This is a genomic window from Pseudaquabacterium pictum (genome assembly GCF_005403045.1).
Lineage (GTDB): Bacteria > Pseudomonadota > Gammaproteobacteria > Burkholderiales > Burkholderiaceae_C > Pseudaquabacterium > Pseudaquabacterium pictum.
The window spans coordinates 454,356-480,389 of record NZ_BJCL01000002.1 but is presented as its reverse complement, the minus strand read 5'-3'; the positions used below and the strand labels follow the sequence as shown (position 1 = coordinate 480,389).

24 protein-coding genes are annotated in these 26,034 nt (G+C 71.5%); 9 read left to right on the top strand and 15 right to left on the bottom strand.

The window, feature by feature from the left end; translation table 11 throughout:
• Window positions 1-26 precede the first annotated feature (26 nt).
• Window positions 27-1,433 (bottom strand): 8-oxoguanine deaminase, encoded by a 1,407-nt coding sequence (locus tag FFT10_RS06215; RefSeq protein WP_137731906.1) that lies wholly within the window; start codon window positions 1,431-1,433, stop codon window positions 27-29.
• A gap of 49 nt (window positions 1,434-1,482) precedes the next feature.
• Here FFT10_RS06215 and FFT10_RS06210 point away from each other — a divergent pair, with 49 nt between their 5' ends.
• On the top strand, window positions 1,483-2,784 hold the full coding sequence (locus tag FFT10_RS06210; protein ID WP_137731905.1) for a glycerate kinase type-2 family protein: 1,302 nt from the start codon (window positions 1,483-1,485) through the stop codon (window positions 2,782-2,784).
• Window positions 2,785-2,800: 16 nt separating this feature from the next.
• On the opposite strand, the gene FFT10_RS06205 is transcribed toward FFT10_RS06210, so the two are convergent.
• Both FFT10_RS06205 and FFT10_RS06200 read right to left on the bottom strand, forming a co-directional pair.
• Window positions 2,801-3,790: a Bug family tripartite tricarboxylate transporter substrate binding protein gene (locus tag FFT10_RS06205; RefSeq protein WP_137731904.1), complete on the bottom strand. Its 990-nt coding sequence runs from the start codon at window positions 3,788-3,790 to the stop codon at window positions 2,801-2,803.
• 66 nt (window positions 3,791-3,856) lie between these two features.
• Window positions 3,857-4,618: an SDR family NAD(P)-dependent oxidoreductase gene (locus FFT10_RS06200; protein ID WP_137731903.1), complete on the bottom strand. Its 762-nt coding sequence runs from the start codon at window positions 4,616-4,618 to the stop codon at window positions 3,857-3,859.
• Between the two features lie 96 nt (window positions 4,619-4,714).
• Here FFT10_RS06200 and FFT10_RS06195 point away from each other — a divergent pair, with 96 nt between their 5' ends.
• Window positions 4,715-5,779 (top strand): L-idonate 5-dehydrogenase, encoded by a 1,065-nt coding sequence (locus FFT10_RS06195; RefSeq protein ID WP_137731902.1) that lies wholly within the window; start codon window positions 4,715-4,717, stop codon window positions 5,777-5,779.
• Window positions 5,780-5,794: 15 nt separating this feature from the next.
• Here the strand turns inward: FFT10_RS06195 and FFT10_RS06190 are convergent, their stop codons facing one another.
• The 6 genes from FFT10_RS06190 to FFT10_RS27635 are packed head-to-tail and all read right to left on the bottom strand — an operon-like array spanning window position 5,795 to window position 10,888.
• The gene (locus FFT10_RS06190; protein WP_137731901.1) at window positions 5,795-6,910 is read right to left on the bottom strand and encodes a DUF2855 family protein; all 1,116 of its coding nucleotides are present in this window, start codon (window positions 6,908-6,910) and stop codon (window positions 5,795-5,797) included.
• Window positions 6,907-7,899, bottom strand: a complete 993-nt coding sequence (locus tag FFT10_RS06185; RefSeq protein WP_137731900.1) for an SMP-30/gluconolactonase/LRE family protein — start codon at window positions 7,897-7,899, stop codon at window positions 6,907-6,909. The genes FFT10_RS06190 and FFT10_RS06185 overlap by 4 nt, the downstream gene beginning before the upstream one ends.
• Window positions 7,900-7,923: 24 nt before the next feature.
• Window positions 7,924-9,207, bottom strand: coding sequence for a TRAP transporter large permease (locus tag FFT10_RS06180; protein ID WP_137731899.1), 1,284 nt, complete (start codon window positions 9,205-9,207; stop codon window positions 7,924-7,926).
• A 3-nt stretch (window positions 9,208-9,210) separates the two neighbouring features.
• Entirely contained in the window at window positions 9,211-9,723 is a 513-nt protein-coding gene (locus tag FFT10_RS06175) for a TRAP transporter small permease (RefSeq protein WP_228026972.1), read from the bottom strand.
• Between the two features lie 7 nt (window positions 9,724-9,730).
• A complete protein-coding gene (locus FFT10_RS06170; protein WP_137731897.1) occupies window positions 9,731-10,699 on the bottom strand; it encodes a TRAP transporter substrate-binding protein in 969 nt (322 codons plus the stop codon).
• Between the two features lie 21 nt (window positions 10,700-10,720).
• On the bottom strand, window positions 10,721-10,888 hold the full coding sequence (locus FFT10_RS27635; protein WP_154694080.1) for a hypothetical protein: 168 nt from the start codon (window positions 10,886-10,888) through the stop codon (window positions 10,721-10,723).
• Between the two features lie 144 nt (window positions 10,889-11,032).
• On the opposite strand from FFT10_RS27635, the gene FFT10_RS06165 reads away from it, so the two are divergent.
• From FFT10_RS06165 to FFT10_RS06145, 5 genes are all read left to right on the top strand, one after another.
• On the top strand, window positions 11,033-11,986 hold the full coding sequence (locus FFT10_RS06165) for a sugar kinase (protein WP_137731896.1): 954 nt from the start codon (window positions 11,033-11,035) through the stop codon (window positions 11,984-11,986).
• A 39-nt stretch (window positions 11,987-12,025) separates the two neighbouring features.
• A complete protein-coding gene (locus FFT10_RS06160; RefSeq protein WP_137731895.1) occupies window positions 12,026-13,003 on the top strand; it encodes a tripartite tricarboxylate transporter substrate binding protein in 978 nt (325 codons plus the stop codon).
• 163 nt (window positions 13,004-13,166) lie between these two features.
• Window positions 13,167-13,991, top strand: a complete 825-nt coding sequence (gene kdgR / locus FFT10_RS06155; RefSeq protein WP_137731894.1) for a DNA-binding transcriptional regulator KdgR — start codon at window positions 13,167-13,169, stop codon at window positions 13,989-13,991.
• 151 nt (window positions 13,992-14,142) lie between these two features.
• The gene (locus FFT10_RS06150; RefSeq protein WP_162520704.1) at window positions 14,143-15,135 is read left to right on the top strand and encodes a porin; all 993 of its coding nucleotides are present in this window, start codon (window positions 14,143-14,145) and stop codon (window positions 15,133-15,135) included.
• 215 nt (window positions 15,136-15,350) lie between these two features.
• Complete coding sequence (locus FFT10_RS06145) at window positions 15,351-16,151, top strand: Crp/Fnr family transcriptional regulator (protein WP_137731892.1); 801 nt, start codon at window positions 15,351-15,353, stop codon at window positions 16,149-16,151.
• Here FFT10_RS06145 and FFT10_RS06140 read toward each other — a convergent pair.
• The 6 genes from FFT10_RS06140 to xdhA all read right to left on the bottom strand — a co-directional run bounded on the left by FFT10_RS06140 (window position 16,148) and on the right by xdhA (window position 23,702).
• Window positions 16,148-16,492 (bottom strand): rhodanese-like domain-containing protein, encoded by a 345-nt coding sequence (locus tag FFT10_RS06140; protein ID WP_137731891.1) that lies wholly within the window; start codon window positions 16,490-16,492, stop codon window positions 16,148-16,150. The genes FFT10_RS06145 and FFT10_RS06140 overlap by 4 nt on opposite strands.
• 32 nt (window positions 16,493-16,524) lie before the next feature.
• Window positions 16,525-17,877 carry a chromate efflux transporter gene (chrA, locus tag FFT10_RS06135; RefSeq protein ID WP_137731890.1) on the bottom strand — a complete coding sequence of 451 codons (1,353 nt, stop codon included), beginning with the start codon at window positions 17,875-17,877 and terminating at the stop codon, window positions 16,525-16,527.
• A gap of 8 nt (window positions 17,878-17,885) precedes the next feature.
• Window positions 17,886-18,842, bottom strand: a complete 957-nt coding sequence (locus tag FFT10_RS06130) for a chromate resistance protein ChrB domain-containing protein (protein WP_137731889.1) — start codon at window positions 18,840-18,842, stop codon at window positions 17,886-17,888.
• A 199-nt stretch (window positions 18,843-19,041) separates the two neighbouring features.
• Complete coding sequence (gene xdhC, locus FFT10_RS06125) at window positions 19,042-19,848, bottom strand: xanthine dehydrogenase accessory protein XdhC (RefSeq protein WP_137731888.1); 807 nt, start codon at window positions 19,846-19,848, stop codon at window positions 19,042-19,044.
• Complete coding sequence (xdhB, locus tag FFT10_RS06120) at window positions 19,849-22,236, bottom strand: xanthine dehydrogenase molybdopterin binding subunit (protein ID WP_137731887.1); 2,388 nt, start codon at window positions 22,234-22,236, stop codon at window positions 19,849-19,851.
• Window positions 22,233-23,702: a xanthine dehydrogenase small subunit gene (gene xdhA, locus FFT10_RS06115; protein WP_137731886.1), complete on the bottom strand. Its 1,470-nt coding sequence runs from the start codon at window positions 23,700-23,702 to the stop codon at window positions 22,233-22,235. The genes xdhB and xdhA overlap by 4 nt, the downstream gene beginning before the upstream one ends.
• 70 nt (window positions 23,703-23,772) lie before the next feature.
• Between xdhA and FFT10_RS06110 the strand changes: the two genes are divergently transcribed.
• Window positions 23,773-24,726: a LysR family transcriptional regulator gene (locus tag FFT10_RS06110; RefSeq protein WP_137731885.1), complete on the top strand. Its 954-nt coding sequence runs from the start codon at window positions 23,773-23,775 to the stop codon at window positions 24,724-24,726.
• A complete protein-coding gene (gene guaD / locus FFT10_RS06105; RefSeq protein ID WP_137731884.1) occupies window positions 24,723-26,027 on the top strand; it encodes a guanine deaminase in 1,305 nt (434 codons plus the stop codon). The genes FFT10_RS06110 and guaD overlap by 4 nt, the downstream gene beginning before the upstream one ends.
• The last annotated feature ends 7 nt before the right edge of the window (window positions 26,028-26,034 follow it).

The following is a 26,034-nucleotide window of genomic DNA, read 5'->3' as shown; positions in this document are numbered from 1 at the left end:
CGGGCGCACCCTCGGCCTCGCCTGGGTCAGCCGCCGGCCAGCTGGCGGGCCAGGCGGTTGTGCCGCTCCAGCAGCGGGCCCAGGTCCACCGTGGCCAGCTGGCCCTGGCGCACCACCACCCGGCCGTTGACGATGGTGTAGGCGGCCTGCGCCGGGGCGCACAGCAGCAGGGCGGCCACCGGGTCGTGCACCGCGCCGCCGGCAAAGCCCAGCGTGCGCAGGTCGAACAAGGCCAGGTCGGCGGCCATGCCCGGCGCCAGGTGGCCGATGTCGTCGCGGCCCAGCACGCGGGCGCCGCCACGGGTGGCCACCTCCAGCATCGCGCGGGCGGTCATCTCCGCCGGGCCGGTGTCGCAGCCGAAGGGGTCCAGCGCCTTGCCCACGCGGGCCAGCAGCATCGCGGTGCGGGCCTCGCCCAGCAGGTGGGCGCCGTCGTTGCTGGCGCTGCCGTCCACGCCCAGGCCCACCGGCACGCCGGCATCCAGCATGCGCCGCACCGGGGCAATGCCCGAGGCCAGGCGCATGTTGCTGCAGGGGCAGTGGGCCACGCCGGTGCCGCTGGCGGCGAAGGCGGCGATGCCGGCGGCATCGAGCTTGACGCAGTGCGCATGCCAGACGTCGTCGCCCAGCCAGCCCACGCTCTCGGCGTATTCCGTCGGCGTCATGCCGAACCGGGCGCGGCTGTAGGCCACGTCGTGGTCGTTCTCGGCCAGGTGGGTGTGCAGCCGGGTGCCCAGGCTGCGCGCCAGCGCGGCGCTGTCCTTCATCAGCCCGGGGCTGACCGAGAACGGCGAGCAGGGCGCGGCCACCACCCGCAGCATGGCGTAGCGGCCATGGTCATGGTGCTGCTCGATCAGCCGCTGGGTGTCGGCGAGGATGGCGGCCTCGTCCTCGACCAGGCGGTCCGGCGGCAGGCCGCCGGCCGACTCACCCACGCTCATGCTGCCGCGGGCGGCGTGGAAGCGCATGCCGATCTGCGCCGCGCCGTCGATGCTGTCGTCCAGCCGCACGCCGTTGGGGTAGAGGTAGAGGTGGTCGCTGCTGGTGGTGCAGCCCGACAGCAGCAGCTCGGCCATGGCCACCTGGGTGCTGACCCGCACCATCTCCGGCGTCAGGCCGGCCCAGATCGGGTACAGCGTCTTCAGCCAGCTGAACAGCTCGGCATCCTGCGCCGCCAGGATGGCCCGGGTCAGCGACTGGTACATGTGGTGGTGGGTGTTCACCAGGCCGGGCAGCACGGCGTGGCCGGTGGCGTCGATGGTGGCGTCGGCGGTGGTGCCGGGCGGCAGCTGGCCGGCGGGCCAGACGGCCTCGATGCGCGGGCCGCGCAGCAGCAGGCTGCCGCCGCGCAGTTCGCGCCGCTGGTCGTCCATGGTCACGATCACCTCGGCGTTGGTGATCAGCAGGCTGGCTTCAGGCGTGGCTTGGGACATGTGGAAACTGCTTGCAGGAAGGGTGCGCGGCAGGCCGAATAATCATCACATGAATGCACCGACCACCCTTGCCGATCCCCAGGCCCTGCTGCGTGCCTTGTACGCCCGCGCCGTCTCGCGCGCGCTGCCGGCCGATGTGACGGCCGCCCACCTGCCGCCGCCGCCGAAGGGCCGCACCCTGGTGCTGGGCGCCGGCAAGGCCGGTGGCGCGATGGCTGCGGCGGTGGATGCGCTGTGGCCGGCCGACGCGCCGCTCAGCGGCCTGGTCGTCACCCGCTACGACCATGTGCCACCGGCCTACAAGGCCCGGCCCGGCCGCATCGCCGTGGTGGAAGCCCGCCACCCGGTGCCCGACGAGGCCGGCCGCCAGGCGGCGCAGCGCATCGCCGACCTGGCCCGCGGACTCACCGCCGACGACCTGGTGCTGTGCCTCATCAGCGGCGGCGGCTCGGCCCTGCTGAGCCTGCCGGCGCCGGGGCTGGACTTCGCCGACAAGCAGGCGATCAACAGCGCGTTGCTCAAGAGCGGCGCGGCCATCGACGAGATGAACACCGTGCGCAAGCACCTGTCGGCCATCAAGGGCGGCCGCCTGGCGGCGCTGTGCGCGCCGGCGCGGGTGGTCACGCTGCTGATCAGCGACGTGCCGGGCGACGACCCGCAGGTGATCGCCAGCGGCCCCACCGTGCCCGATGCCAGCACCTGTGCCGATGCGCTGGCCATCCTGCGGCGCTACGGCATCGCCATCCCCGATGCCGCCCGCGCCGGGCTGGAGAGCGGCGCCTTCGAGACGCCCAAGCCCGGCAACCCGCTCTTCGCCGGCCACCAGGTGCGCATGATCGCCACGCCGCAGGACAGCCTGGAGGCCGCTGCCGCCTTGGCACGCGAGCACGGCCTGGCCGCCCACATCCTCAGCGATGCCATCGAGGGCGAGAGCCGCGAGGTGGGCAAGGTGCATGCGGCGCTGGCGCGGGCGGTGGCGCAGCGCGGCCAGCCGTTCCAGGCACCCTGCGTACTCCTCTCGGGCGGCGAGACCACGGTGACGGTGCGTGGCAAGGGTGGCCGCGGTGGCCGGGCCAGCGAATTCCTGCTGGGCTGCGCCATCGCCCTGCAGGGCCAGGCCCATGTGTGGGGCCTGTCGGCGGACACCGACGGCATCGACGGCATCGAGGACAACGCCGGCGCGGTGCTGGCGCCAGACACGCTGGCGCGGGCGGCGGCGCTGGGTCTGAAGCCGGCCGAGTTCCTCGACCGCAACGATGCCTACAGCTTCTTCAGCGCACTGGGCGACCTGGTGGTGCCGGGGCCCACCTTCACCAACGTCAACGACTTCCGGGCGCTGCTGGTGCTGTAAGGCGGCGGGCCCGGGTCTACTGCGGCACCAGCCCCGCCGCCTTCACCAGCTCGGCATGCAGCCGGATGTCGTGGGCGATCAGCTGCTGCAGCTCCTCTGGCGTGCTGGGCGCCACCTCGATGCCGCTCTCGGCCAGCTTGGCGCGCAGTTCGGCATCGAAGGCGGTGGCCACCGCGCGGTTCAGCTGGTCGATGATGGCGCGCGGCGTCTTGGCCGGCGCCAGCAGCGCCATCCAGGCCGACAGGTTCAGGTCGGCCACGCCGGCTTCGGCCATCGTGGGCACCTGCGGCATCACCGGTGAGCGGCGCGGGCTCATCACGCCTAGCGCATGCAGCCGGCCCGACTGCACATGCGGCACGGCCTCGGGCATCACCGCGAACATCGCCTCCACCTGGCCGCCGATGGTGTCGTTGATGGCCAGCGCGCCGCCGCGGTAGGGCACATGCAGCAGCTTGGTCTGGGTGCGGGTCTCGAACATCAGGCCGCCCAGGTGCTGCGGGCTGCCGTCGCCCGACGAGGCATAGGTCAGGCCACCCGGTGCGGCCTTGGCAGCGGCCACCAGGGCGGCCACGGTGGGGTACTTCTGCTTGTCCTTGACCACCAGCACCATCGGCTGGTTGACCAGGCGCGAGACCGGCGCGAAGTCGGCCTCGGGGTCGTAGGGCAGCTTCTTGAAGACGCTCTTGTTGGTCGTCAGGAACGAGGCGGGCGACACGGTCAGCGTGTAGCCGTCGGGCGCCGCGCGGGCCACCACCGGCAGGCCGATCTGGCCCGAGCCGCCGGCGCGGTTGTCGACGATCCAGGGCTGGCCCCAGGCCGCGGCCAGGCGCTGCGCCAGGGCGCGGGCCACCATGTCGACGCTGCCGCCGGCGGGCAGGGCCACCAGCAGCTTCACCGGCTGGTCCGGGTACTTGACTTGGGCCACGGCCGGCAGGCTGGCCGCGGCGCCCAGGGCGCCCAGCCAGTGCAGCGCCTGGCGCCGGGAGGTGGGGTGGAAGTCGGCCATGGGTGCGTCTCCTGCAGTGCTGGGTTGTGGTCGCACCGTTTGCAAGCTTTGTACCACCCGGGTTGGCTACAGGCTGGCGGTGATGCCCCCGTCCACGTACAGGATGTGCCCGCTGACGAAGCTGCTGGCCGCACTGGCCAGGAAGATGGCCGCGCCGCCCAGCTCCTGCACCTCGCCCCAGCGGCCGGCGGGCGTGCGCTTGCACAGCCAGGCGCTGAAGGTCTCGTCGGCCACCAGGGCCTGGTTCAGTTCGGTCTTGAAGTAACCCGGGCCCAGCCCGTTGACCTGGATGCCGTGCTGGCCCAGGTCGATGGCCATGCCCTTGGTCAGCATCTTCACCGCCCCCTTGGTGGCGGCATACGGCGCGATGCCGGGGCGGCCCAGCTCGCTCTGCACCGAGCAGATGTTGATGATCTTGCCGGCCTTGCGCGGGATCATGCGCTGCGCCACCGCGCGGCCGACGAAGAACACGCTGTCGAGGTTGGTGGTGGTGATCTTGTGCCAGGCGTCGGTGGGGAACTCGGCGAACGGCCCGCGGTGCTGCATGCCGGCGTTGTTGATCAGGATGTCGATCGGCCCGATGTCCGCCTCGATCGCGGCCACTGCGGCGTCCACTGCCGTGGCGTCGGTCACGTCGAAGGGCGCGGCCTCGGCGGCGATGCCCTTGGCGCGCAGCGCATCCCGCGCGGTGGTCAGCGCCTCGGCGCCGCGGGCATTCAGCACCACGCGGGCACCGGCCTGGCCCAGGGCGGTGGCCAGCGCCAGGCCGATGCCCTTGCTGGCGCCGGTGATCAGGGCGGTGCGGCCGGTCAGGTCGAACAAGTGCATGCGTGTCTCCTTCCCCAGGTCGGGTGCTGTCGTCGAATCGCCATATCATCACACCAAAACAACCCGCCGACGACTTGGCCGACGAAGGAGACGACGATGCGACTGCGCTGCATGTGCCTGGTAATCCATGCCCCCGACGACCTGCGGGTGGACGCCCAGGAGACTGCCGAGCCCGGCCCTGGCGAAGTGCTGGTGGCGGTGGGCTTCGGCGGCATCTGCGGCTCCGACCTGCACTACTTCCACCACGGCGGCTTCGGCACGGTGCGCATCAAGCGGCCGATGGTGCTGGGCCATGAGGTGGCCGGCACGGTGCGGGCGGTGGGCCCGGGCGTGACGGCGGTGCAGCCGGGCGACCGGGTGGCCGTCAACCCCAGCCGGCCCTGCGGTGCCTGCGTGCATTGCCTGGAAGGCCTGCCCAACCAGTGCCTGGACATGCGCTTCTACGGCAGCGCGATGCGCGACCCGCATGTCGAAGGCGCCTTCCGCAACCTGCTGCTGTGCGACGCGGTGCAGTGCGAAAAGGTCGCGCCCGGCGTGCTGCTGCAGCATGCGGCGCTGGCCGAGCCGTTCTCGGTGGCGCTGCACGGCGTGCAGCGGGCCGGTCCGCTGCTGGGCAAGCGGGTGCTGGTGTCGGGTTGCGGGCCGATCGGTGCGCTCAGCGTGGCAGCGGCGCGCATCCACGGCGCGGCCGAGATCACCGCGGTCGACCTGACCGACGAGACCCTGGCCATCGCCCGTGCGATGGGCGCCGATGTGACGATCAACGTGGCGCAGGACACCGGCTGGCTGCAGCGCTACGCCGCCGACGGCGCCACCCGCAAGGGCACCTTCGACGTGATGCTGGAATGCAGCGGCAACGAGCGGGCGCTGCGCGCCGGCCTGGAGGCCATGCGCCCGCGCGGCGTGGTGGTGCAACTGGGCCTGGGGGGTGATGTCAGCATCCCGCAGAACATGGTGGTGGCCAAGGAGCTGAGCATCTGCGGCAGCTTCCGCTTCCATGCCGAGTTCAAGCTGGCGGTGCAGCTGATCAACGGCGGCCGGGTGGACATGGCGCCGATGGTGACCGGCGCCTTCCCGCTGAGCCAGGCGCGCCAGGCCTTCGAGCTGGCCAGCGACCGCACCAAGGCGATGAAGGTGCTGCTGGACTTCGCCGACGCCTGAGCGCCGGCCCGGGCCTCACAGCGCCAGCATGTGGCCCAGGCGCGGGTCGCCGCGGCCGGCCAGCACCTGGGCATAGGCGGCCTGCACCGCGGCAGCGCCCTGGTGCCGCTGCACCACCAGCCACGGGGGATCGCTGGCCGCCACCTGCTGCCGGAAGCCGTGCCAGGCGGTCACCAGGCGGCGGCCGAACTCGGCCGGGCCCCATTCGGTGCTGCGTTTCTTCACCTGCGCCGGCGCAAAGAACAGTGTGGCCTTGGGGCCGGGCAGGTCCTTCGCGCCGCGCAGCTCGTCCACATGCGTGCCGCCGATCGAGCAGCTGTAGGCCAGCCGGTTGAAGCGGGTGTGGATGGCCTGCCGCAGCGGGCCGCTGCCGGCGAAGTCGACGTACACACAGGGCGTGTCGGCCGGCAGGGCATCGAGCTGCTCGTAGGTCAGCACGCGGCTGTAGCAGCCCAGGCTCTCGCAGTAGGCCACGTTGCCCGCTGAGGTGAGGCCCACCACCTCCACCTCGGGCCGCTGTGCCAGCTGGGCCGCGGTGGCGCTGGCCGTCTTGCTGCTGGCCGAGCTGAGCAGCAGCACGCCGCGTTGGCCGGGTGTGCTGGTGCCGAAGAAGGCGTTGTCGGCCAGGAAATCGTCGATCAGCCAGGCGGTGAGGAACAGCGGCCGCAGCAGGGCCTGCACATCTTCGCTGTCGGCGGTGTAGAACGGGTCGCTGGTGATGCGCTGGTAGCTGTTGTAGACCGCATGCAGCGCCGCCCGGCGCGGCGCGCCGTCGCTGAAGCTGCCGGCCGACAGCTTCACCGGCTGCAGCACTGCATGGCTGGCCATCGGCCAATAGCCGTACAGCCGCTCTGCCACCGCCACGCCCGGATGCAGGCTCTGCACCACCGTGCCGAAGCCCCAGACCGGGATGCAGCCCCAGGCCGTGCCATCAGCGTCCGCCGGCACCGGGTAGAACTGCCAGTACTGCATCGCGTTGCCAAAGGCGGCGTAGGTGATGTTGTTGGACGTGAAGGCGAAGCGGTCGACGCGCACCCGCACCTGGCCATCGCCCAGCGGCGTGTCGGCGGCCTCGACGAGGCGGGTGGTGGCCAGCTGGTCTTGGCGGACCTGGAAGGTGGTGGTGGTCATGCGGCGGATCCTTGCACGTTGACGCTGAGGGCGTAGAGCGAATGGCTGGCGGCCATGAACAGGCGGTTGCGGTGCGGCCCGCCAAAGCACAGGTTGGCGCAGCGCTCGGGCAGGTGGATGTGACCGATGGGGCGGCCGTCGCGGTCGTGGACACGCACACCGTCCAGGCCGTCGGCCGCCGCGCCCGGCCGGCCATCGCTGCCGAACCCGGCCCACAGGTTGCCCAGGGCATCCACGGCGATGCCGTCCAGCGCACCGGCGCCATCGGCGTCGATGTGCAGGCGCTTGCCGCGCAGCGTGCCGTCGGCGGCCACGTCATAGGCCCAGATCTTCCGGCTGGGCGTGGCGCGGCTCTCCACGATGTACAGCACCCGTTCGTCGGGCGAGAAGGCCAGGCCGTTGGGTGCATCCAGATCGTCGGCCACGCAGTGCAGCGTGCCGGTCTGGCCGTCGATGCGGTAGACCGCATGCGGCCGTTCCTGCGCCGCTGGTGCACCCTCCCACCAGCCCTGTATGCCGAAGCTGGGGTCGGTGAACCAGATGTCGCCGTTGCGCTGGCACACGATGTCGTTGGGCGAGTTCAGCCGGGCGCCGTCGAACTGATCGGCCAGCACGGTGAGCGTGCCATCGGGCTCGGTGCGGGTGACGCGGCGGCCCAGGTGCTCGCAGGCCAGCAGCCGGCCCTGGCGGTCGCGTGCCAGGCCGTTGGCATGGTTCGACGGCTGGCGGAAGGGCGTGACGTTGCCGGTGGCCGCATCCCAGCGCAGGATGCGGTTGTTCGGGATGTCGCTCCACAGCAGGCAGCCATGGTCGGCGAACCACTGCGGCCCCTCGGCCCAGCGGCAGCCGCTGGCCAGCTGCTCGACGCTGGCCGAGTAGAGACGCAGCGCCGCAAAGCTGGGGTGCAGCAGCTCCACCGCCGGATCGGGATAGCGGGCAGCGGTCTGGAACGGGATGTGGGGGCCGTCGCCCGGCAGTGGCAGATGCATGCCGCGGATGCTAACCAAGCCGGCTCACAGCCCCATGGCGCGTGGCAGCCACAGGCTCAGGGCGGGCAGGTAGGTCACCATCATCAGCACGATGAACAGCGCCACGAAGAACGGCGACATCGCCCGCGTGACCACGCCGATCTTCAGCTTGCTGACCGCCGCGCCAACGTACAGCACCGTGCCCACCGGCGGGGTGATCAGGCCGATGCCCAGGTTCACCATCATGATCATGCCGAAGTGCACCGGATCGACCCCCAGCAGCTTGACCACCGGCAGCAGGATGGGCGTGAGGATCAGGATCAGCGGGCTCATGTCCATCAGGCAGCCCAGCACCAGCAGCATGATGTTGATCAGGCCGAGGATGACGTACTTGTTGTCACTGAGGCTGGTGAAGAAGGCGGTCACCTGCGCCGGGATCTGCATCAGCGTCATCAGGTAGCCGAAGCAGGCGGCAAAGCCGATCAGGATCATCACCACCGTCACCGTCTTCACCGTGCGGTGCACCAGCTTGGGCAGGTCGCGCCATTTGTAGTCGCGGTAGACGAACATGGTGACGCCGAAGGCCCACAGCACCGCGATGCTGGCGCTCTCGTTGGCGGTGAACACGCCGGAGAGGATGCCGCCGAGGATGATGACCATGGTCATCAGGCCCCACAGGGCGTCGACGCAGATCTTCAGCGCCTGCTTCAGCGGGATGACCTCGCCCTTGGGATAGTTCTCGCGCTTGGCGATCACCAGGCACAGCGCGGCCAGGGTCAGGCCCAGCAGCAGGCCGGGCACCACGCCGGCCATGAACAGCGCGGCGATGCTGACCGAGCCGCCGGCCGCCAGTGAATAGATCACCGCGTTGTGGCTGGGCGGGATCAGGATGGCCTGCACGCTGCCGCTGCAGGTGACGGCCGTGGCAAACGGCTTCGGGTAGCCCTTCTTCACCATCTCGGGGATCAGCACGCTGCCGATGCTGGCGGTGTCGGCCACGCTGCTGCCGCTGATGGCGCCGAAGAAGGTGCTGGCCAGGATGTTGACAAGGCTCAGGCCGCCACGGATGAAGCCCACCAGCACGCCGGCAAAGGCCACCAGGCGGCGGGCCATGCCGCCCTCGGCCATGATGGCGCCGGCCAGCACGAAGAACGGGATGGCCAGCAGGCTGAACTTGTTGACGCCCGAGGCCAGCTGGATCATCACCGCGTCCAGCGGCAGGTCGATCCACAGCGCGCCGACCAGGGCCGACAGGCCCAGCGCATAGGCCACCGGCATGCCGATGATCATCAGCACGAAGAAGCTGCCGAGCAGCACCAGGGCATCCATCGCTCAGCCCTCGCCGAAGGCCACCACCGGCCGGTGCTTCTGCGGCCCGGCCAGCAGGTGCTCCAGCACGAAGATGGCGGTGGCCAGCGCGCCCAGCGGGATCGGCAGGTAGGTCACACCCACCGGCAGGATGGGCAGTTCGGCGATGCTCTGGCCCATGGTGTCGCGACACAGCCGCGCGCCATACAGCAGCACGAAGCCGCACACCCCCAGCATCAGCCCGTGCACCAGCCTGGCCAGCGTGGCCTGCAGCGGCGCGGGCAGCACGTCGACCAGCATGCCCACGGCGATGTGGCCGCCGGCCCGGTAGGCCGCCGCCGCGCCGATGAAGGTGAACACCATCATCAGCAGGATGGCGATGGGCTCGGGCCATTGCGCGCCGGCGCCCAGCACGTAGCGCATGAACACGCCGGCCGGGATGATCAGCGACATCAGGAAGATGGCGATGCCGGCCAGCCAGATGCAGGCCAGGTACAGCCGGTCCAGCGCCGGCGCCAGCCGGTGCGCGTCAGCCACCGGCATGTCACTTCACCGCGGCGATGCGGGCCATCAGCTCGGTGAACTGCGCACCGTACTTGGCCCGCACCGGGGCGGTGGCGTCGAAGAAGGCCTTGTTGTCCATCTCGATGAACTCCACGCCGTCGGCCTTGAGCTTGGCCGTGCTCTCGCCCACGGCGGTGTCCCACAGCGCGCGCTGCTCCATCTGTGCCTCACGCGCCGTCTTCTTCACCAGCGCCTGGTCGGCGGGGCTCAGCTTGTCCCAGGCCACCTTCGACATGACCAGGATCTCCGGGATGATCAGGTGGTTGGTCTGGGTGTAGAACCTGGCGCCGGCCTTGTGGTGGTTGGTGCTGAAGAACGACGGCGGGTTGTTCTCGGCGCCATCGACCACGCCGGTCTGGATGGCGGTGAACACCTCGCCAAAGCCCATGGCGATGCCGTTGCCGCCCATCGCGTTCATGGTGTCGACGAACAGCGGGTTGCCCATCATGCGGATCTTCTGGCCCTTCAGGTCTTCGGGCTTGCGCACAGGCTTCTTGGTGTAGAGGCTGCGGCTGCCGCCGTCCATCCAGGCCAGGCCGACCAGGCGCGCCGGGCTGGCGCTGATCTTGTCGAGCAGTTCCTGCCCGATCGGCCCGTCAATCACCGCGCGCATGTGCGCCACGTTGCGGAACACGAAGGGCATGTTGAACACATTCACCTCGGGCACCACCGGGCCCACCGGGCCCAGGCTGGTGCGCAGGATCTGGATCGCGCCGACCTGGGTCTGCTCGATCATCTCCTTCTCGCCGCCCAGCACGCTGCCGGGGAACATCTGGAACTTGATGCGGCCCTGGGTGGCCGCCTCCAGCTTCTTGCCCATGGCATCGACCGCCACCACCGTGGGGTAGCCGGCCGGGTGCACGTCGGCGGCCTTCATGGTCTGGGCGGCGGCGGTGGTGGCCAGCAGGGCGGTCAGGGCGGCGGCGAGCAGGGTGCGGTGCAGTGTCATCGGAGTCTCCGGCGGGTGGATTCAGGAAGGGTCGTGGGGACCTGTGTCGATGAAGATGCCGCCCCGCAACGCGCGCTGCGATCCGGCGGGCTGCAGCCGGCTCGCAGCGCGGTGAGCGGTGTCGTCGAACCGCACGACGGCGATGCCGGCGGCACCGGTCGGCAGCCAGGTCTGGAAGGGTGGGGCCATGGTGGCAGGGTCAGCCCGGATCGGCGTTTCGGCACGGGGTTCATAGAATATCGAAACGACGTTCCACAAATAGGCAGGGGATTCCATGAGCCCGCCCGGCCGCCCGATGGGCGAATTCCGCAGTGCGCAGCACGGAGGCTCCCCATGAGCCGGCCGCTGCGGGTGGTGTGCTTCGGCGAGTGCATGCTGGAACTGCAGGGCCAGGCCTTTGGCACGCTGCAGCAGACCTACGGCGGCGACACGTTGAACACGGCCGTCTACCTGGCCCGTTGCGGCGCCGGCCAAGGCCTGCTGGTCGACTACGCCACGGCCCTGGGCGACGACCCGCTGAGCGACGGCCTGCTGCAGCGCTGGCAAGCCGAGGGCCTGCTGACCGGCCTGGTGCGGCGCCTGCCCGGCCGGCTGCCGGGGCTGTACCTGATCGAGGTGGATGCGGCCGGCGAGCGCCGCTTCAGCTACTGGCGCGACCAGGCCGCCGCGCGCGCCTACTTCGACACGCCCGACGGCGACACACCGCTGGAGCAGCAGGCCGGCCAGATCGATGCGCTGTACTTCAGCGGCATCAGCCTGGCCATCCTGCCAGCCGCCGGCCGGCAGCGCCTGCTGGCGCTGGCCGCGCGGGTGCGCGCCAGCGGCGGCCTGGTGGCCTTCGACAACAACTTCCGTCCGCGGCTGTGGCCCGATCTGCAGGCCGCCCGCAGCGCCTTTTCCGCGGCCACGGCGGTGGCCAGCCTGGCGCTGATGACACTGGACGACGAGCAGGCGCTGTGGGGCGAGCCCGATGCCGGGCGCCAGCTGCAGCGCACGCTGGAACTGGCCACCGCCGAGGTGGTGGTCAAGCGCGGCAGTGCGCCGACCCTGGTGCGCGGGCCCGACCGCCTGGTGCAGACCGTGCCCACCGTGCCGGTGGCGCAGGTGGTGGACACCACCGCGGCGGGCGACTCGTTCGCCGGCGCCTACCTGGCCGCGCGGCTGCGTGGCAACACGGTCGTGGCCGCTGCCGCTTGTGGCAACACCCTGGCTGCCCGCGTGGTGCAGCACCGCGGCGCCCTGCTGCCGGCCGCTGCCATGGCCGACCTGCTGCCCGCGCCGGGCTGACACCGCCCCCGATCCCCCACCACGACGAAGGAGACACCGATGACCACCCACCTCAACCGCCGCCAGGCCCTGCTCGGCGCTGCCGCTGCCCTGTCCGCATGGCCCGCCAGCGTGCTGGCCCAGGCTGGCAGCTACCCCAGCCGGCCGATCGAACTGCTGGTGCCCGCCGGCGCCGGTGGCGGCACCGACGTGCTGGCCCGCGCCTTTGCCGAGGCGGCGCGCAAGCACCTGCCGCAGCAGCCGTTCACCGTGGTCAACCGGCCGGGGGCGTCCGGCATGATCGGCCACGGCGAGATGATCAATGCCAAGCCCGATGGCTACAAGCTGGCGGTGGTGTTCGCCGAGATCGTCATCGTGCCGCACCTGGGCCTGAGCAAGTTGAGCCACGAGGACTTCACGCCGATCGCCCGCCTCAATGCCGACCCCGCGGCGGTGACGGTGCGTGCCGACGCCCCCTGGGCCACCATCGAGGACTTCCTGGCCGCCAGCCGCGCCAAGCCTGGCGAGATCAAGATGGGCAACTCCGGCAACGGCTCGATCTGGCACCTGGCCCATGCCGCGCTGGAGCAGAAGACCGGCGTGCGCTACAACCCGATTCCGTTTGGCGGCGCCGCGCCGGCCGTGCTGGCGCTGATGGGCGGCCATGTGGACGCGGTGGCGGTGAGCCCCGGCGAGGTGGCCACCCATGTGGCCAGCGGCAAGCTGAAGACGCTGGCGGTGATGGCCGACAAGCGGCTGAAGGGCTTCGACAGCGTGCCCACGCTGAAGGAGCGTGGCATCGACCTGTCCATCGGCACCTGGCGCGGCCTGGCCGCGCCCAAGGGCACGCCGGCCGAGGTGCTGGCGGTGCTGGCCGAGTGCGCCCGCCGCTGTGCCGAGGATGCCACCGTGCGCGACACGCTGGACCGCCTCAGCATGGGCCAGGCCTATGCCGACGCCGAGACCTTCCGCGCCCAGATGCAGCGCGACAACGCGCTGTTCAAGGCGCTGGTCACCCAGCTGGGCATCAAGGGTTGACCGGCGCTGCAGACGTGCAGCAGATCGGCGGTGCACGCAGCGGCTGACAGCAGCGTGGCATGGCGGGCGCGGCTCGGCTGCAGAGGCCGCCGTCTTCGGCTTGAGGGCCTCTGCCGAACGGTGGACAATCCAGCTGAAACACCATCCCGAAACAATCAGAACAATGCGCGACGGCAGCGACGACCCACGCCAGCCCGAATCGGTGGCGGCGGTGCTGAAGGTGTTCGCCATCCTGCAGGCGCTGTCCGAACGGGACGAGACCGGCATCTCCGACCTGTCGGTGCGCCTGGCCATGCCCAAGGCCACGGTCTACCGCTTCCTGCAGACGATGAAGACGCTCGGCTATGTGCGCCAGGAGAGCGACAGCGAGCGCTACGGCCTGGCGATGAAGACCTTCGAGCTCGGCACCAAGGCACTGCCGCACCCCGACCTGGTCGACCTGAGCAAGCACCACATGCAGATGCTGGCCGACCAGACCGGCGAGACGGTGCACCTGGGCACGCTGATCGACAGCGAGATCATCTATGTGCACAAGGTCGATTCGCGCCACATGCTGGGCATGTATTCGCGGGTGGGCCGGCGTGCGCCGCTGCACTGCACCGCCATCGGCAAGGTGCTGATGGCCTGGGAGCACCCGGCCCGCCGCGACCGCGTGCTGGCCGGCTCCGAGTTCAAGCGCTTCCGCGAGAAGACCATCGTCGACCCGGCGGTCTTCCTGGACGAGCTGGCGCGGGTCAAGGCCCAGGGCTTTGGCGAGGACCGGGAAGAGTTCGACGAGCACATCCGCTGCATCGGCATCCCGATCTTCGATCGGCTGAACCAGCCGGTGGCCGGCCTGAGCGTGAGCTTCCCCACCTTCCGCTACGACGACAGCAAGGCGCCGCAGGTGGTGGCCATGCTGCGCGACGCCAGCCGCGACATCAGCACCCGGCTGGGCTGCACCCGATTCCCGCTCGACCCGCCGGCCCCTGACAACCCGCGCCGCTGAATCCGCCAGGCCCCGCCGTGGTGCGCGGCGCCCTGCAACAGCGCAGCGGCGGTCTGTTGCGTCCGACTGACACTGGCAACCGACAGTTGCAGCCTGCGGCATGCGCTTTGCTAGCCTGCATCGTTCAAAAAATCCACAACCAGGAGTTTCGATGCTTCGCTTCCCATCGCCCGCCCGTTCCCTCGCCCTGGCCGCCCTGGTGGCCCTGGGCGCCACGGCCGCCCAGGCCCAGTCGGCCGTCACCCTCTACGGCCTGATCGACGTGTCCGTCGGCCAGGCGCAGGCGCCCGGCGCCGCTGCGAACAAGGGCGTCGACAGCGGCAACATGACCACCAGCTTCTGGGGCGTGAAGGGCTCGGAAGACCTCGGTGGCGGCCTGAGCGCGGTGTTTGCGCTCGAGAGCTTCCTGCGTGCCGACGTGGCCGCAGCCGGCCGCTTTGGTGCCGACACCTTCTGGGCGCGCAGCGCCTATGTGGGCCTGAGCAGCGGCGCCGGCACGGTCACCCTGGGCCGCAACACCACCTCGCTGTTCGTCAACACGCTGATCTTCAACGCCTTCGGCGATTCCTTCGGCTTCTCGCCGGCCATCCGCCAGACCTTCACCAGCGGCAACAACTTCCAGGTGTCGGGCGACACCGGCTGGAGCGATTCGGTCAAGTACGCCAGCCCCAGGTTCGGCGGCCTCACCTTCACGGCCCACGCCGCGCTGGGCGAGGGCAATGGCGGCCGCAACTTCGGCCTCAGCGCGCTGTACTTCGGCGGCCCGTTGGGCGCCGGCTTTGCCTGGCAGAAGGTCGAGAAAGGTGGCACCACGCCCGACACCACCGCCTGGCAGCTGGGCGCGTCGTTCAACATGGCGCCGGTCAAGTTCTACGCCCAGTACGGCACCAGCGACAACAAGACCATCGACAACACCACCAAGGTGCTGGGCCTGGGTGCCGACTGGACCATCGGCAACGGCAAGGCCCTGCTGCAGTGGGGCAAGCTCAGCCCCGACGCCGGCGCCGACCGCAAGACCCTGAGCTTCGGCTATGACTACCTGATGTCCAAGCGCACCGACCTGTACGCGGTGTACATGCACGACAAGCTCGACGGCCTGAGCGCCGGCAAGAGCTACGGCCTGGGCATCCGCCACCGGTTCTGATCCCGCCTGGCCGGGCGCCTGCCCGGCCCGCCTCCTCCAACGGCCACCCCGGCAACGCGGTGGCCGTTGTCATGGGGCAGCGCCGGCGGCGGGTGTGCGTGCGGCGGTTGATCCAGCGCAATCCGCAGCGGGCCGGCCTGCGGGAGCATGGCCGCCATGGTCAGGCAGCGGCGGTCGCCGTGGCCGGCACCGCCAGCACAACAGGCCCGATCCGCATGGAACACAGCTACGCCACCGCACCCGGTCCCGCCGGCCTGACCGAGCGCCGGCCCGGCACGGCGGCCCCGCCCGATGCGCCCAAGCCCCTGCGGGGCCTGAGCCTGCCCGCTGGTGGCTCGGCCGAGGCGGTGCTGTGGGGCCACCTGCTGGGCGCCCCGGCGCTGGCCGCCGAGGAACTGCAGACGCTGGCCCAGCTGGCCAGCCTGCGGCATGTGGCTGCCGGCCAGCACATCCTCAGCCGCCAAAGCGCGGCCAGCCACCTGGTGGCGCTGCGCAGCGGCGAGGTGGCGCTGGGCCTGCGCACCGCCGACGGCGTGTTCCGCACCGAGCGCATCGTGCGCGGCCCGGCCTGGCTCGATCTCAGCTCGGCCTGGCTGTCCGGCCCGCATGCGATGGACGCCCAGGCCATGGGCGCGGCCAGCATCGTCGAGCTGCCCTGCGACGCGCTGGAGACCCGGCTCGCGACCCATCCCGGGTTGGCCCAGCGGCTGATCCACGGCCTGGCGCGTGAGGTGCAGGCGCTCGCCGTCAACACCCATGAGCTGATGCACAAGGATGCCCCCGGCCGTCTGGCGCAGTGGCTGCACCAGCGCTGCGTGCCGCTGCCCGGCGGCACCGGCCAGGCCATGGTGCGGCTGGCCGACCGCAAGCGCGACGTGGCCTCGCAGCTGGCGATCACGCCCGAGACGCTGTCGCGCCTGATGCGCAGCTTCAGCCGCCAGGGTCTGATCGAGGTGGCCGGCTACAACGTGCGGGTGCTCGACCCCGAGGCACTGGCGCGCCTGGCCCAAGCCTAGGGCTTGGCCACCACGGGCCGCCCCTCGGCGGCCCAGGCAGTGATGCCGCCGCGCAGGAAGCGCGCATCGCCGCCGGCCGCGCGCAGCGCCAGCACCGCGCCGCGGCTCACCGCATGGCCGTGCACGCAGTACACCACCAGCGGCTGGCCGGGCGGATGGGCGCGGGCCAGCGCCGGGCCCCAATCGGCCACGGTGGCCGGGTCGCGCCACGTCGCGCCGGGCAGCATGGTCGTGGCCTCCGCATGCACTGCGGCGCGGCGCACGTCCAGGCAGGGCAGGTCGCCCACGTCGGCGGGGTGGATGCCGAAGGGCTCGGTGTCGTGGTCCAGGCTGTCGGTCATGGCCGCTCCGTGGGTGGATGGGGGATGCGGGGTCAGGCCAGCCACTGCAGCAACAGGCCGGCGGCGGCGCAGCTGCCCAGCAGCGGCAGCACGCCCACCTGGAAGCGGAACAGCGCCAGCGCCGCCGCCACCGCGATGCCGGCCGACGGCCAGGCGAACGGCCCCGACCAGCCCTGCGGCCACAGCGTGTGCCAGGCAAAGAACAGCGCCAGCTGCAGGATCACGCCCACCACCGCGGCGGTGATGGCCGTGAGTGGCGCGGTGAAGCCCAGCCTGCCGTGGGTGGCCTCCACCAGCGGGCCGCCGGCCAGGATGAAGATGAACGACGGCAGGAAGGTGAAGAAGGTGACCACGCATGCCGCCAGCGCCGCGCCGGCGAACGGTGCATCCGGCCCCAGCACCTGCTGCCCCCAGCCGCCGACGAAGCCGACGAAGGCCACCACCATGATCAGCGGGCCGGGCGTGGTCTCGCCCAGCGCCAGGCCGTCGATCATCTGGGCGCCGGTCAGCCACTGGTGCTGTTCCACCGCACCCTGGTAGACATAGGGCAGCACGGCATAGGCGCCGCCGAACGTCAGCAGTGCCGCCTTGGTGAAGAACCAGGCCATGGTGGCCAGCGTGCCCTGCCAGCCCTGGGTGGCCACCAGCAGCGCCATGCCACCGGCCCACAGGCCCAGGCCGATGGCCAGCACCCGCAGCAGGCCGCCACGGCGGAAGCGGGCATGCGCCGGCGTGGGCGTGAGGTCATCGATCAGCGCCGGGCCATGGGAGGTGGAGGCCGCTGCATGGCCGCCGCCACCCGCGGCGAACACTTGCGGCGCCCAGCGGGCGCCGGCCGCGCCCACGGCGGCCGCGGCCAGCACGATGGCAGGGAAGGGCAGGTCCAGCGCGAAGATGGCGATGAAGGACGCCACGGCGATGGCCAGCAGCCAGCGGTTCTTCAGCGTCCGCCTGCCGATGCGCCAGGCCGCATGCAGCACCAGCGCGGTGACCGCCGGCTTCAACCCGAGGAAGATGCCGGCCACCAGCGGCTGCTGGCCGAAGCGCAGGTAGATCCACGACAGCCCGATCAGGATGGCGAGTGACGGCAGCACGAACAGCGCCCCCGCCAGCACCCCGCCCAGGCTGCGGTGCATCAGCCAGCCCAGGTAGGTGGCCAGTTGCTGGGCCTCGGGGCCGGGCAGCAGCATGCAGTAGTTCAGCGCATGCAGGAAGCGCTGCTCGCTGATCCAGCGGCGCCGCTCCACCAGTTCGGCATGCATGATGGCGATCTGCCCGGCCGGCCCGCCGAAGCTGATGAAGCCCAGCTTGCACCAGAAGCGCAGGGCCTCGGGCAGCGAGACGGGTGCGGGCGCAGTGTCGGTGAGGCTGTCGGGCGTGGCCATGGCGGTGATCAGGCGGGTCGGCTTGCCGGTGCGGCCAGCAGCGCGTCGAACACCGCGGCGGCGGCAAGCACCAGGGCGTCGTCGTCGGTGTGCAGCTGGCGCAGTCCGCCCAGCACCGCGGCCAGGCCGGCGGTCTCGGGCAGCGGCAGGCCGCCGGTGTCCAGCCCATGCACCAGCTGCGCCAGGCGCTGCAGGGCCGGGTCGCCGTCCAGGCCGAACTGCCGGGCCAGCACCTCGAAGGTGACCCAGGGCCCGACATGGCTGAAGCGTGCACCGTCGTAGTCGAAGCCGACGGCGCCCCGCGGCGTGCGCAGCGGCCGGCCATCGTCGGGCAGCCAGATCCAGCGTGCCTGGGGGTCGATGAAGCGGCGGATCAGCCAGGCGCTGGCCAGCCGGTCGGCCCAGGGCCGGGCCCGGGTGGCCCAGCGCCGGGCCTGGAAGTCGGCCCGGTCGAGCCGGGGCAGGGCCTGCGCCTGGGCGGCGCCGGGCTCGCCCCGCGAGCAGCGGGCATCGATGGCCTGGTGCAACCTCGCCAGGCTCTGCTGCGCCTGGGCGGCCGCCGTGCCGGGGTAGTGGTCCGTGCGCTGCAGGCTGGCCAGCGCTTCGGCCAGCTGCTGCCAGCTGCGGCGCAGTGCCGTCTCGCCGGCGTCGGCCACGGTGGCCAGTTGCGCCTGCAGGGACAGCGCAGCCTCGCCCCAGGCGGCATAGGCCTCGCTGCGGTCGAACAGGCGCAGCACGGCATCGCGCTGGCTGTCGTTGCGCGGCGCCAGCAGCAGCACATGGGCGCTGCCGCCATGGGCCGACACCTCCGCGGCCACCGCATCCAGCGTGGCAGCATGGGTCTCGGGCAGCAGGTAGGCGCCGTCCCGCAGACTGGCGCAGCCGGCGGCCTTCAGCGCCCGCCAAACCCGCAGACGCACGGCGTTGGGCTGGGTCGGCAGGGTGGTCAGCAGCAAGGCCCACATGGCCTGTAGCATATCCTACGGCTTGCGAATCACCTATTTCACAGCCTGTGGGCGGTCAGTTCGCCTGCCGCATGCACCGCCACGCCGGCATGGCGATCAACACATGGGCGCCGAGCCGGTCTTGCCCGCCCAGGCAGCGGGTGCCGTCAGGCAGGCCGGTGGGGCAGGGCAGGCGGGGCGGCGCCTGGGGTGGGCAGGGTCAGCCCGTGGAGGCCGCCTGTTGCAGCAGCTGGGCCACCACGGCCACCGCGATCTGTTCGGGTTGCTTGCCGGGAATGCCTGGCACGCCGATCGGGCAGGTCAGCCGGTCCAGCGCGGCATCGGCCACGCCGCGCTGGCGGAAGCGGGCCAGGAAGCGCGCCCGCTTGGTGGCCGAGCCGATCAGCCCGAGGTAGCCGAAGTCGCCGCGCTGCAGGATGGCTTCGGTGATGCGCAGATCCAGATCATGGCTGTGGGTCAGCACCAGGTGGAACGCGCCGGGCGGGGCCAGCGGCACCTCGGCCTCGACCGGCTCCACACACAGCCGGCGGATGTGCGGCGGGCCGGGCTCGGCGGGGAATTCGGCCTCGCGTTCGTCGATCCAGTCGACCTCGCAGGGCAAGGTGGCCAGCAGCTGGGCGATGGCCCGGCCCACATGGCCGGCGCCGTAGAGCTGCAGGTGGAACAGCGGCACCTCATCGGGCCAGGCCACCAGCGCAGCGGCATCCAGCGGTGCGGTGCGCAGCGTCAGCGCGCCGCCGCAGCACTGGCCCAGCGTCGGGCCCAGGGCGATGGGCTGGTCGTGCGGCGTGGTGACATGGTCAGCCAGCAACGCGCGGGCGCGGGCGATGGCCTGCAACTCCAGGTGGCCGCCGCCGATGGTGCCGGCCACCGCGTCGGCGCTGACCAGCATGCGGGTGCCGGCCTCGCGTGGCACCGAGCCGCGCGCTTCCAGCACCTGCACCAGCATCGCCGGGCGGCCGGCATCCAGCCAGGCGCGGCCGGTGGCCTTCAGTGCGCCGTGCATTCAGGCAGCGGCGCCGGCCTGCGCGCGCACCGCATCCAGCGCGTCCAGCACCGCCTCGGGCGTGGCCGGCGCGCGCAGCGGTGGGTCGGCCTGGTGGCCGCCGGTGGCGCTGATCGCATCGCGGATCGCCAGGAACACGCTGAACGGCAGCAGCAGCGGCGGCTCGCCCACCGCCTTGCTGCGGTGGATGGTGTCGGCGGGGTTGTCCGCGTCGTACAGCCGCACTTCGAAGTGCGCCGGGCAGTCGTTGGCGGTGGGGATCTTGTAGGTGCTGGGCGCATGCGTCAGCAGCTTGCCGGCGTTCTTCGAGCCGTCGGCGGGATGCCAGTGCAGCTCTTCCATCGTCAACCAACCCATGCCCTGGATGAAGGCGCCTTCCACCTGGCCGATGTCGATGGCCGGGTTCAGGCTGCGGCCCACGTCGTGCAACACATCGGCGCGCAGCACCTTGTGCTCGCCGGTCAGCGTGTCGATGATGACCTCGGCACAGGCCGCGCCGTAGGCGAAGTAGTAGAACGGCTTGCCCTTGAGCGTTTCGCGGTTCCAGTGCAGGCCGGGCGTGGCATAGAAGCCGTCGCTCCACAGCTGCACCCGCGCGGTGTAGGCCTGGGCCACCAGGGCGTCGAAAGCAATCTGCAGGCCGCCGCCGCTGGCCTGGCCGTTGGCGAAGCGCACCGTGGTGGCATCGACGCCGATCTGCGCCGCCCAGTGCGCGGCCAGCCGCTGGCGCACCTGGCGGGCGGCGTCCTGCGCAGCCTTGCCGTTCAGGTCGGCACCGGTGCTGGCCGCGGTGGCCGAGGTGTTGGCCACCTTCTGGGTGTCGGTCGCGGTCACCCGCACCCGGTCGAAGCCGATGCCCAGTTCATGGGCCACCACCTGCGCCACCTTGGTGTTCAGGCCCTGGCCCATCTCGGTGCCGCCGTGGTTCACCAGCACCGAGCCGTCGGCGTACACATGCACCAGCGCGCCGGCCTGGTTGAAGTGGGCGACGTTGAACGAGATGCCGAACTTGATCGGCGTGAGCGCCAGCCCGCGCTTGAGCACCGGGCTGCCGGCATTGAAGGCGGTGATGGCCGCGCGGCGGCTGCTGTAGTCGCAGCGCTGGGCCAGTTGGGCGACCAGCGGATGGATGATGTTGTCCTCGACCACCTGCTCGTACGGCGTCACGTTGTTGCTGGTGGTGCCGTAGAAGTTGGCCTGGCGCACCGCCAGCGCATCCTGGCCCAGGCGGCGGGCGATGCTGTCGAGGATGACCTCGATGGCCAGCGCGCCCTGCGGCCCGCCGAAGCCGCGGAAGGCGGTGTTGCTCTGCGTGTTGGTCCTGGCGCAGTAGCCGGCCATGGCCACGTGCGGCAGCCAGTAGGCGTTGTCGAAGTGGCACAGCGCGCGGGTCAGTACCGGCGGGCTCAGGTCGGCCGAGTGGCCGGCGTTGGTCAGCATCTCCACCGTCACGCCCAGCACCCGGCCGGCACCGTCGAAGCCGACGTCGTAGGTGAAGTCGAAACCGTGGCGCCGGCCGGTGATGAGCATGTCGTCATCGCGGTCGGGCCGCAGCTTCACCGGCCGCTGCAGCGCGCGCGCGGCCAGCGCGGCCACGCAGGCGAACAGCGCGCTCTGGCTCTCCTTGCCGCCGAAGCCGCCACCCATGCGCCGGCACTGCACCTGCACCCGGTGGCTGGCCAGGCCCAGGGCGTGGGCGACGACATGCTGCATCTCGCTGGGGTGCTGGGTGCTGCAGTGCACCAGCAGGCCGCCGTCTTCCTGCGGGATGGCGTAGCTGATCTGGCCTTCCAGGTAGAACTGCTCCTGGCCGCCGAGGCGGAAGCTGCCCTGCATGCGGTGCGGTGCGCTGGCCAGCGCTGTTGCGGCGTCGCCCCGGGCCAGGCGCATCGGCGGCACCACGTACTGCGCTCGGGCATGGGCTTCCTGCGCGGTCAGCACCGGGGGCAGGGCGTCGATCTGCAGCACCTGCCTGGCCAGCGCCGCGGCGCGGCGGGCGGCGTCGCGGCTGGTGGCGATGACGGCGAAGACCGGCTGGCCGACATGACGCACGGTGCCGTCGGCCAGGATCGGGTCGTCATGGATGATCGGCCCGCAGTCGTTGGGGCCGGGGATGTCGGCGGCGGTGAACACGCCCACCACGCCGGGCTGGGCGCGCAGGGTGGCCAGGTCGATGGACAGCAGCGTGCCGTGGGCCACCGGGCTCAGGCCCAGCGCCGCATGCAGGGTGCCGGCCAGCTCGGGCAGATCGTCGATGTAGGGCGCGGCGCCGGCCACATGCAGGTGGGCCGATTCATGCGGGCGGCTGATGCCCACGCGCTGGCCCTGCTGCAGCTTCAGCTGCTCGCCGGCATCGGCGGCCAGGAAGGATTCGACGGGTTGGTTCATGCCACGCTCCACACGCTGAGCTGGTCCTCCGCCAGCGGTGCATCCGCCCGGGTGGCCAGCCACAACCGCTGCAGCAGGTTGCGTGCCGCCCGCTGGCGGTAGCCGGCGCTGGCGCGCTGGTCGCTCATCGGCGTGTAGTCGGCATCCAGCGCGGCCATGGCGGCCTGCACCGTCGGCAGCGTCCATGGCTGGCCGCGCACCGCCGCCTCGGCGCCAGCGGCGCGCTTGACGATGCCGGCCAGCCCGCCGAAGGCAAAGCGTGCATCCGCCACCACGCCGCCCTGCAGCCGCAGCCACAGCCCGGCGGAGAGACCCGAGATGTCGCAGTCGTAGCGCTTGCTCAGCTTGTCGACCCGCAGCAGTTCGTCCGGCCCCGGCAGCGGCACGGTGATGGCTTCGACGAATTCGCCCGGCTGCAGCTGGTTCTTCATGTAGTCGAGGTAGAAGTCCTGCAGCGGCATCGTGCGCTGCTGGGTGCCGTGGCGCAGCACGATGCTGGCGCCCAGCGCGATCAGCACCGGCGCGCTGTCGCCGATCGGTGAGCCGTTGGCCACGTTGCCGCCCATGGTGCCCGCCTCGCGCACCGGCAGCGAGGCGAAGCGCAGGCCCATCTCGCGTGTGGCCGGCCAGTGGGAGGCCAGCGCGGCCCAGGCCGCCTGCAGCGAGGCGCCGGCGCCGATGGTCAGCACGCCGTCGGCGGTGGTGATGGCCTTCAGTTCGGCCACCTCGCCCAGGTAAATCACCTCGCCCAGGTCGCGGAACTGCTTGTTCACCCACAGGCCGATGTCGGTGCTGCCTGCCAGCAGCCGGGCCTGCGGCCTGGCGGCACGCCATGCCGCCAGGTCGGCCAGCGTGCGGGGCGCATGGAAGGGCGTGGCGGCGGCGTAGTGCAGCGGCGGGTCGGCCTGCAGGCTGGCCAGCGCGGCAGCGGTGCCCGGGTGGCCCAGTGCCGGTGCGGGCTGCCGGAACATCTGCTCGCCGGCATCCAGGATCGGCCGGTAGCCGGTGCAGCGGCACAGGTTGCCCGACAGGTCATCGGCGATCTGCTGGCGGGTGGCGGGTGTCTCGCCATGCCGCGCGCGGCAGGCCGCCAGCGACATCACGAAGCCCGGCGTGCAGAAGCCGCACTGCGAGCCGTGGCAGGCCACCATGGCCTGTTGCGCCGGATGCTGCCCGCCCAGGTCTTCCACCGTCAGCAGCGCATGGCCGTCCAGCGTGGGCAGGAACTGGATGCAGCTGTTGATCGGCTTCCAGTCCACCTGGCCGCCTTCTTGCAAGCTGCCAACCAGCACGGTGCAGGCGCCACAGTCGCCCTCGTTGCAGCCTTCCTTGGTGCCGGTGCAGTGGGCGTGCTCGCGCAGCCAGCCCAGCACCGAGGTGGTGGACTCCACACCACTGACCGTGACGATGGCGCCGCGGTGCACGAAGCGGATGGGGCGGGCGGGGAAGTCGGCAGCTTGGGACATACCCGCAAGATAGCCGCTCGCACGGGGTGCGGTATACGGTGAAGTGAATAACCTCTATAAGATGCAAGGGATGACGTCCGGCGTGGCCTTCGACAAGATCGACCTTTCCCTCATCCGCGCCTTCCACACCGTGATCACCGAGCGCAGCGTGTCGCGTGCCGCCCTGCGGCTGTCCACCAGCCAGCCCGCCGTGTCGGGTCAGCTGAAGCGCCTGCGTGGGCTGATCGGCGATCCGCTGCTGGTGCGCGCCGGCGCCGGCATGGCGCCCACCGCGGTGGCGCTGTCGCTGCTGCCGGCGGCGGCCCAGGTGCTGCAGGGTGCGCAGCTGCTGTTCGGCGGCCTGGCGGCCACGCAGGCCTTTGCGCCGCAGGCGGCGGAACAGACCTTCCGCATCGCCGTCAGCGACTACCTCGATCCGCTGTTCCTGCCCGAGCTGGTGGCGCGGGTGCGGGCTCAGGCGCCCGGCGTCACGCTGGACCTGCTGCCACTGACCCGCGAGTACGACTACCGCGGCCAGCTGGCCCGCGGCGAGGTCGATCTGGTCATCGGCAACTGGCTCTCGCCGCCGGCCGAGCTGCACCTGGGCCGGCTGGTCAGCGACGAGCTGGTGTGTCTGGTGGCCAAGGACCACCCGGCCGTGCGCAGCCCGCGGCAGTGGACGGTGGAGCGCTACCTGGCCAGCGAGCACATCGCGCCCACGCCGCTGCATGCCGGCGGGGTGGGCGTGGTGGATGAACTGCTGCAGGCCCAGGGGCTGCAGCGCCGCATCGTGGTGCGCAGCCCGCACTTCGGGCTGGCGCCGGCGATGGTGGCGCGCTCACCCTTGGTGCTGACCACCGGCCGGCAGTTCTGCGCCCGCTACATCGGCACCCTGCCGGTGCGCATCGTGCGCTGCCCGGTGGACTTTCCGCCACTCACCTACTACCAGCTCTGGCATGACATGACCCATGCCTCTGCCGCCGTGCGCTGGCTGCGTGAACAGGTGCGGGACGTGGCCCGCAACCTGTTGGAGCTGAAGGCATGAAGACGGCCATCCTGGCGGACCTGCTGGACTTCACCGGCGACCCCGGCCTGGCCGACCGCGCCAGCCCCCATGTGCGCTGGCGCCCGGCGCACTGGCTGCTGATCGATGACGACGGCCGCATCGCCGCGGTGCAGGCCGAGGCGCCGGGTGACGACTGGCAGAAGATCGACCACAGCGGCCGCCTGCTGATGCCCGGCTTCATCGACACCCATGTGCACTGTCCGCAGGTGGACGTGATCGCCAGCTGGGGCACCGAGCTGCTCGACTGGCTGAACACCTACACCTTCCCGGCCGAGGCCCGCCATGCCGACCCGGCCGTGGCCCAGGTGGCGGCCGACTTGTTCACCGATGCGCTGCTGGCCCACGGCACGACGGCGGCAGTGGTCTTTCCCACGGTGCATGTGGCCAGCGTCGAGGCGCTGTTCACCGCTGCCAGCCAGCGCGGCATGCAGATGGTCGCCGGCAAGGTGCTGATGGACCGCCACGCGCCCGACAACCTGCGCGACGACGTGGCGGGCGCCGAGGTGGACTGCCGGGCGCTGATCGCGCGCTGGCATGGGCGCGGCCGCAATCGGTATGCGGTGACACCGCGCTTCGCCGCCACCAGCACGCCCGAACAGCTGGCCATGGCCGGCCGCCTGCTGGCCGACCACCCTGGCGTCTACATGCAGACCCACGTGGCCGAGAACCGGGCCGAGGTGGCGTGGATCGCCGAGCTGTTTCCGCAGGCCCGCAGCTACCTCGATGTCTACGCCCATCACGGGTTGCTGACCGAGCGGGCGGTGCTGGCCCACGGCATCTGGCTGGACGACACCGACCGCGCGCTGCTGCACGACAGCGGCGCGCAGATCGCGTTCTGCCCCTCGTCCAACCTGTTCCTCGGCAGCGGGCTGTTCGGCTGGCAGCAGGCGGTGGCGGCGGGGGTCCACGTCAGCATGGCCAGCGATGTGGGCGGGGGCACGTCATTGAGCATGCTGCGCACGCTGCTGGACGGCTACAAGGTGCAGGCCCTGGCCGGCAACCGCCTCACCGCCTGGGCGCTGCTGCATGCCGCCACCCGCGGCGCGGCGCAAGCGCTGCGGCTGGGCGGGCAGATCGGCACGCTGGACGTCGGCGCCATGGCCGACCTCTGCCTGTGGGACGTGGCCGTCGGTCCGGTGGCGCAGCGCCGCGACGCGCTGGCCCGCGAGTTGCATGAACGCCTGTTCGCCTGGGTGACACTGGGCGACGAGCGCAACCTGGCCGAGACCTGGGTGGCCGGCGTGCGGCGGTACCGCCGCGGTGCCGATCCACGCGCCTGACCCGAAC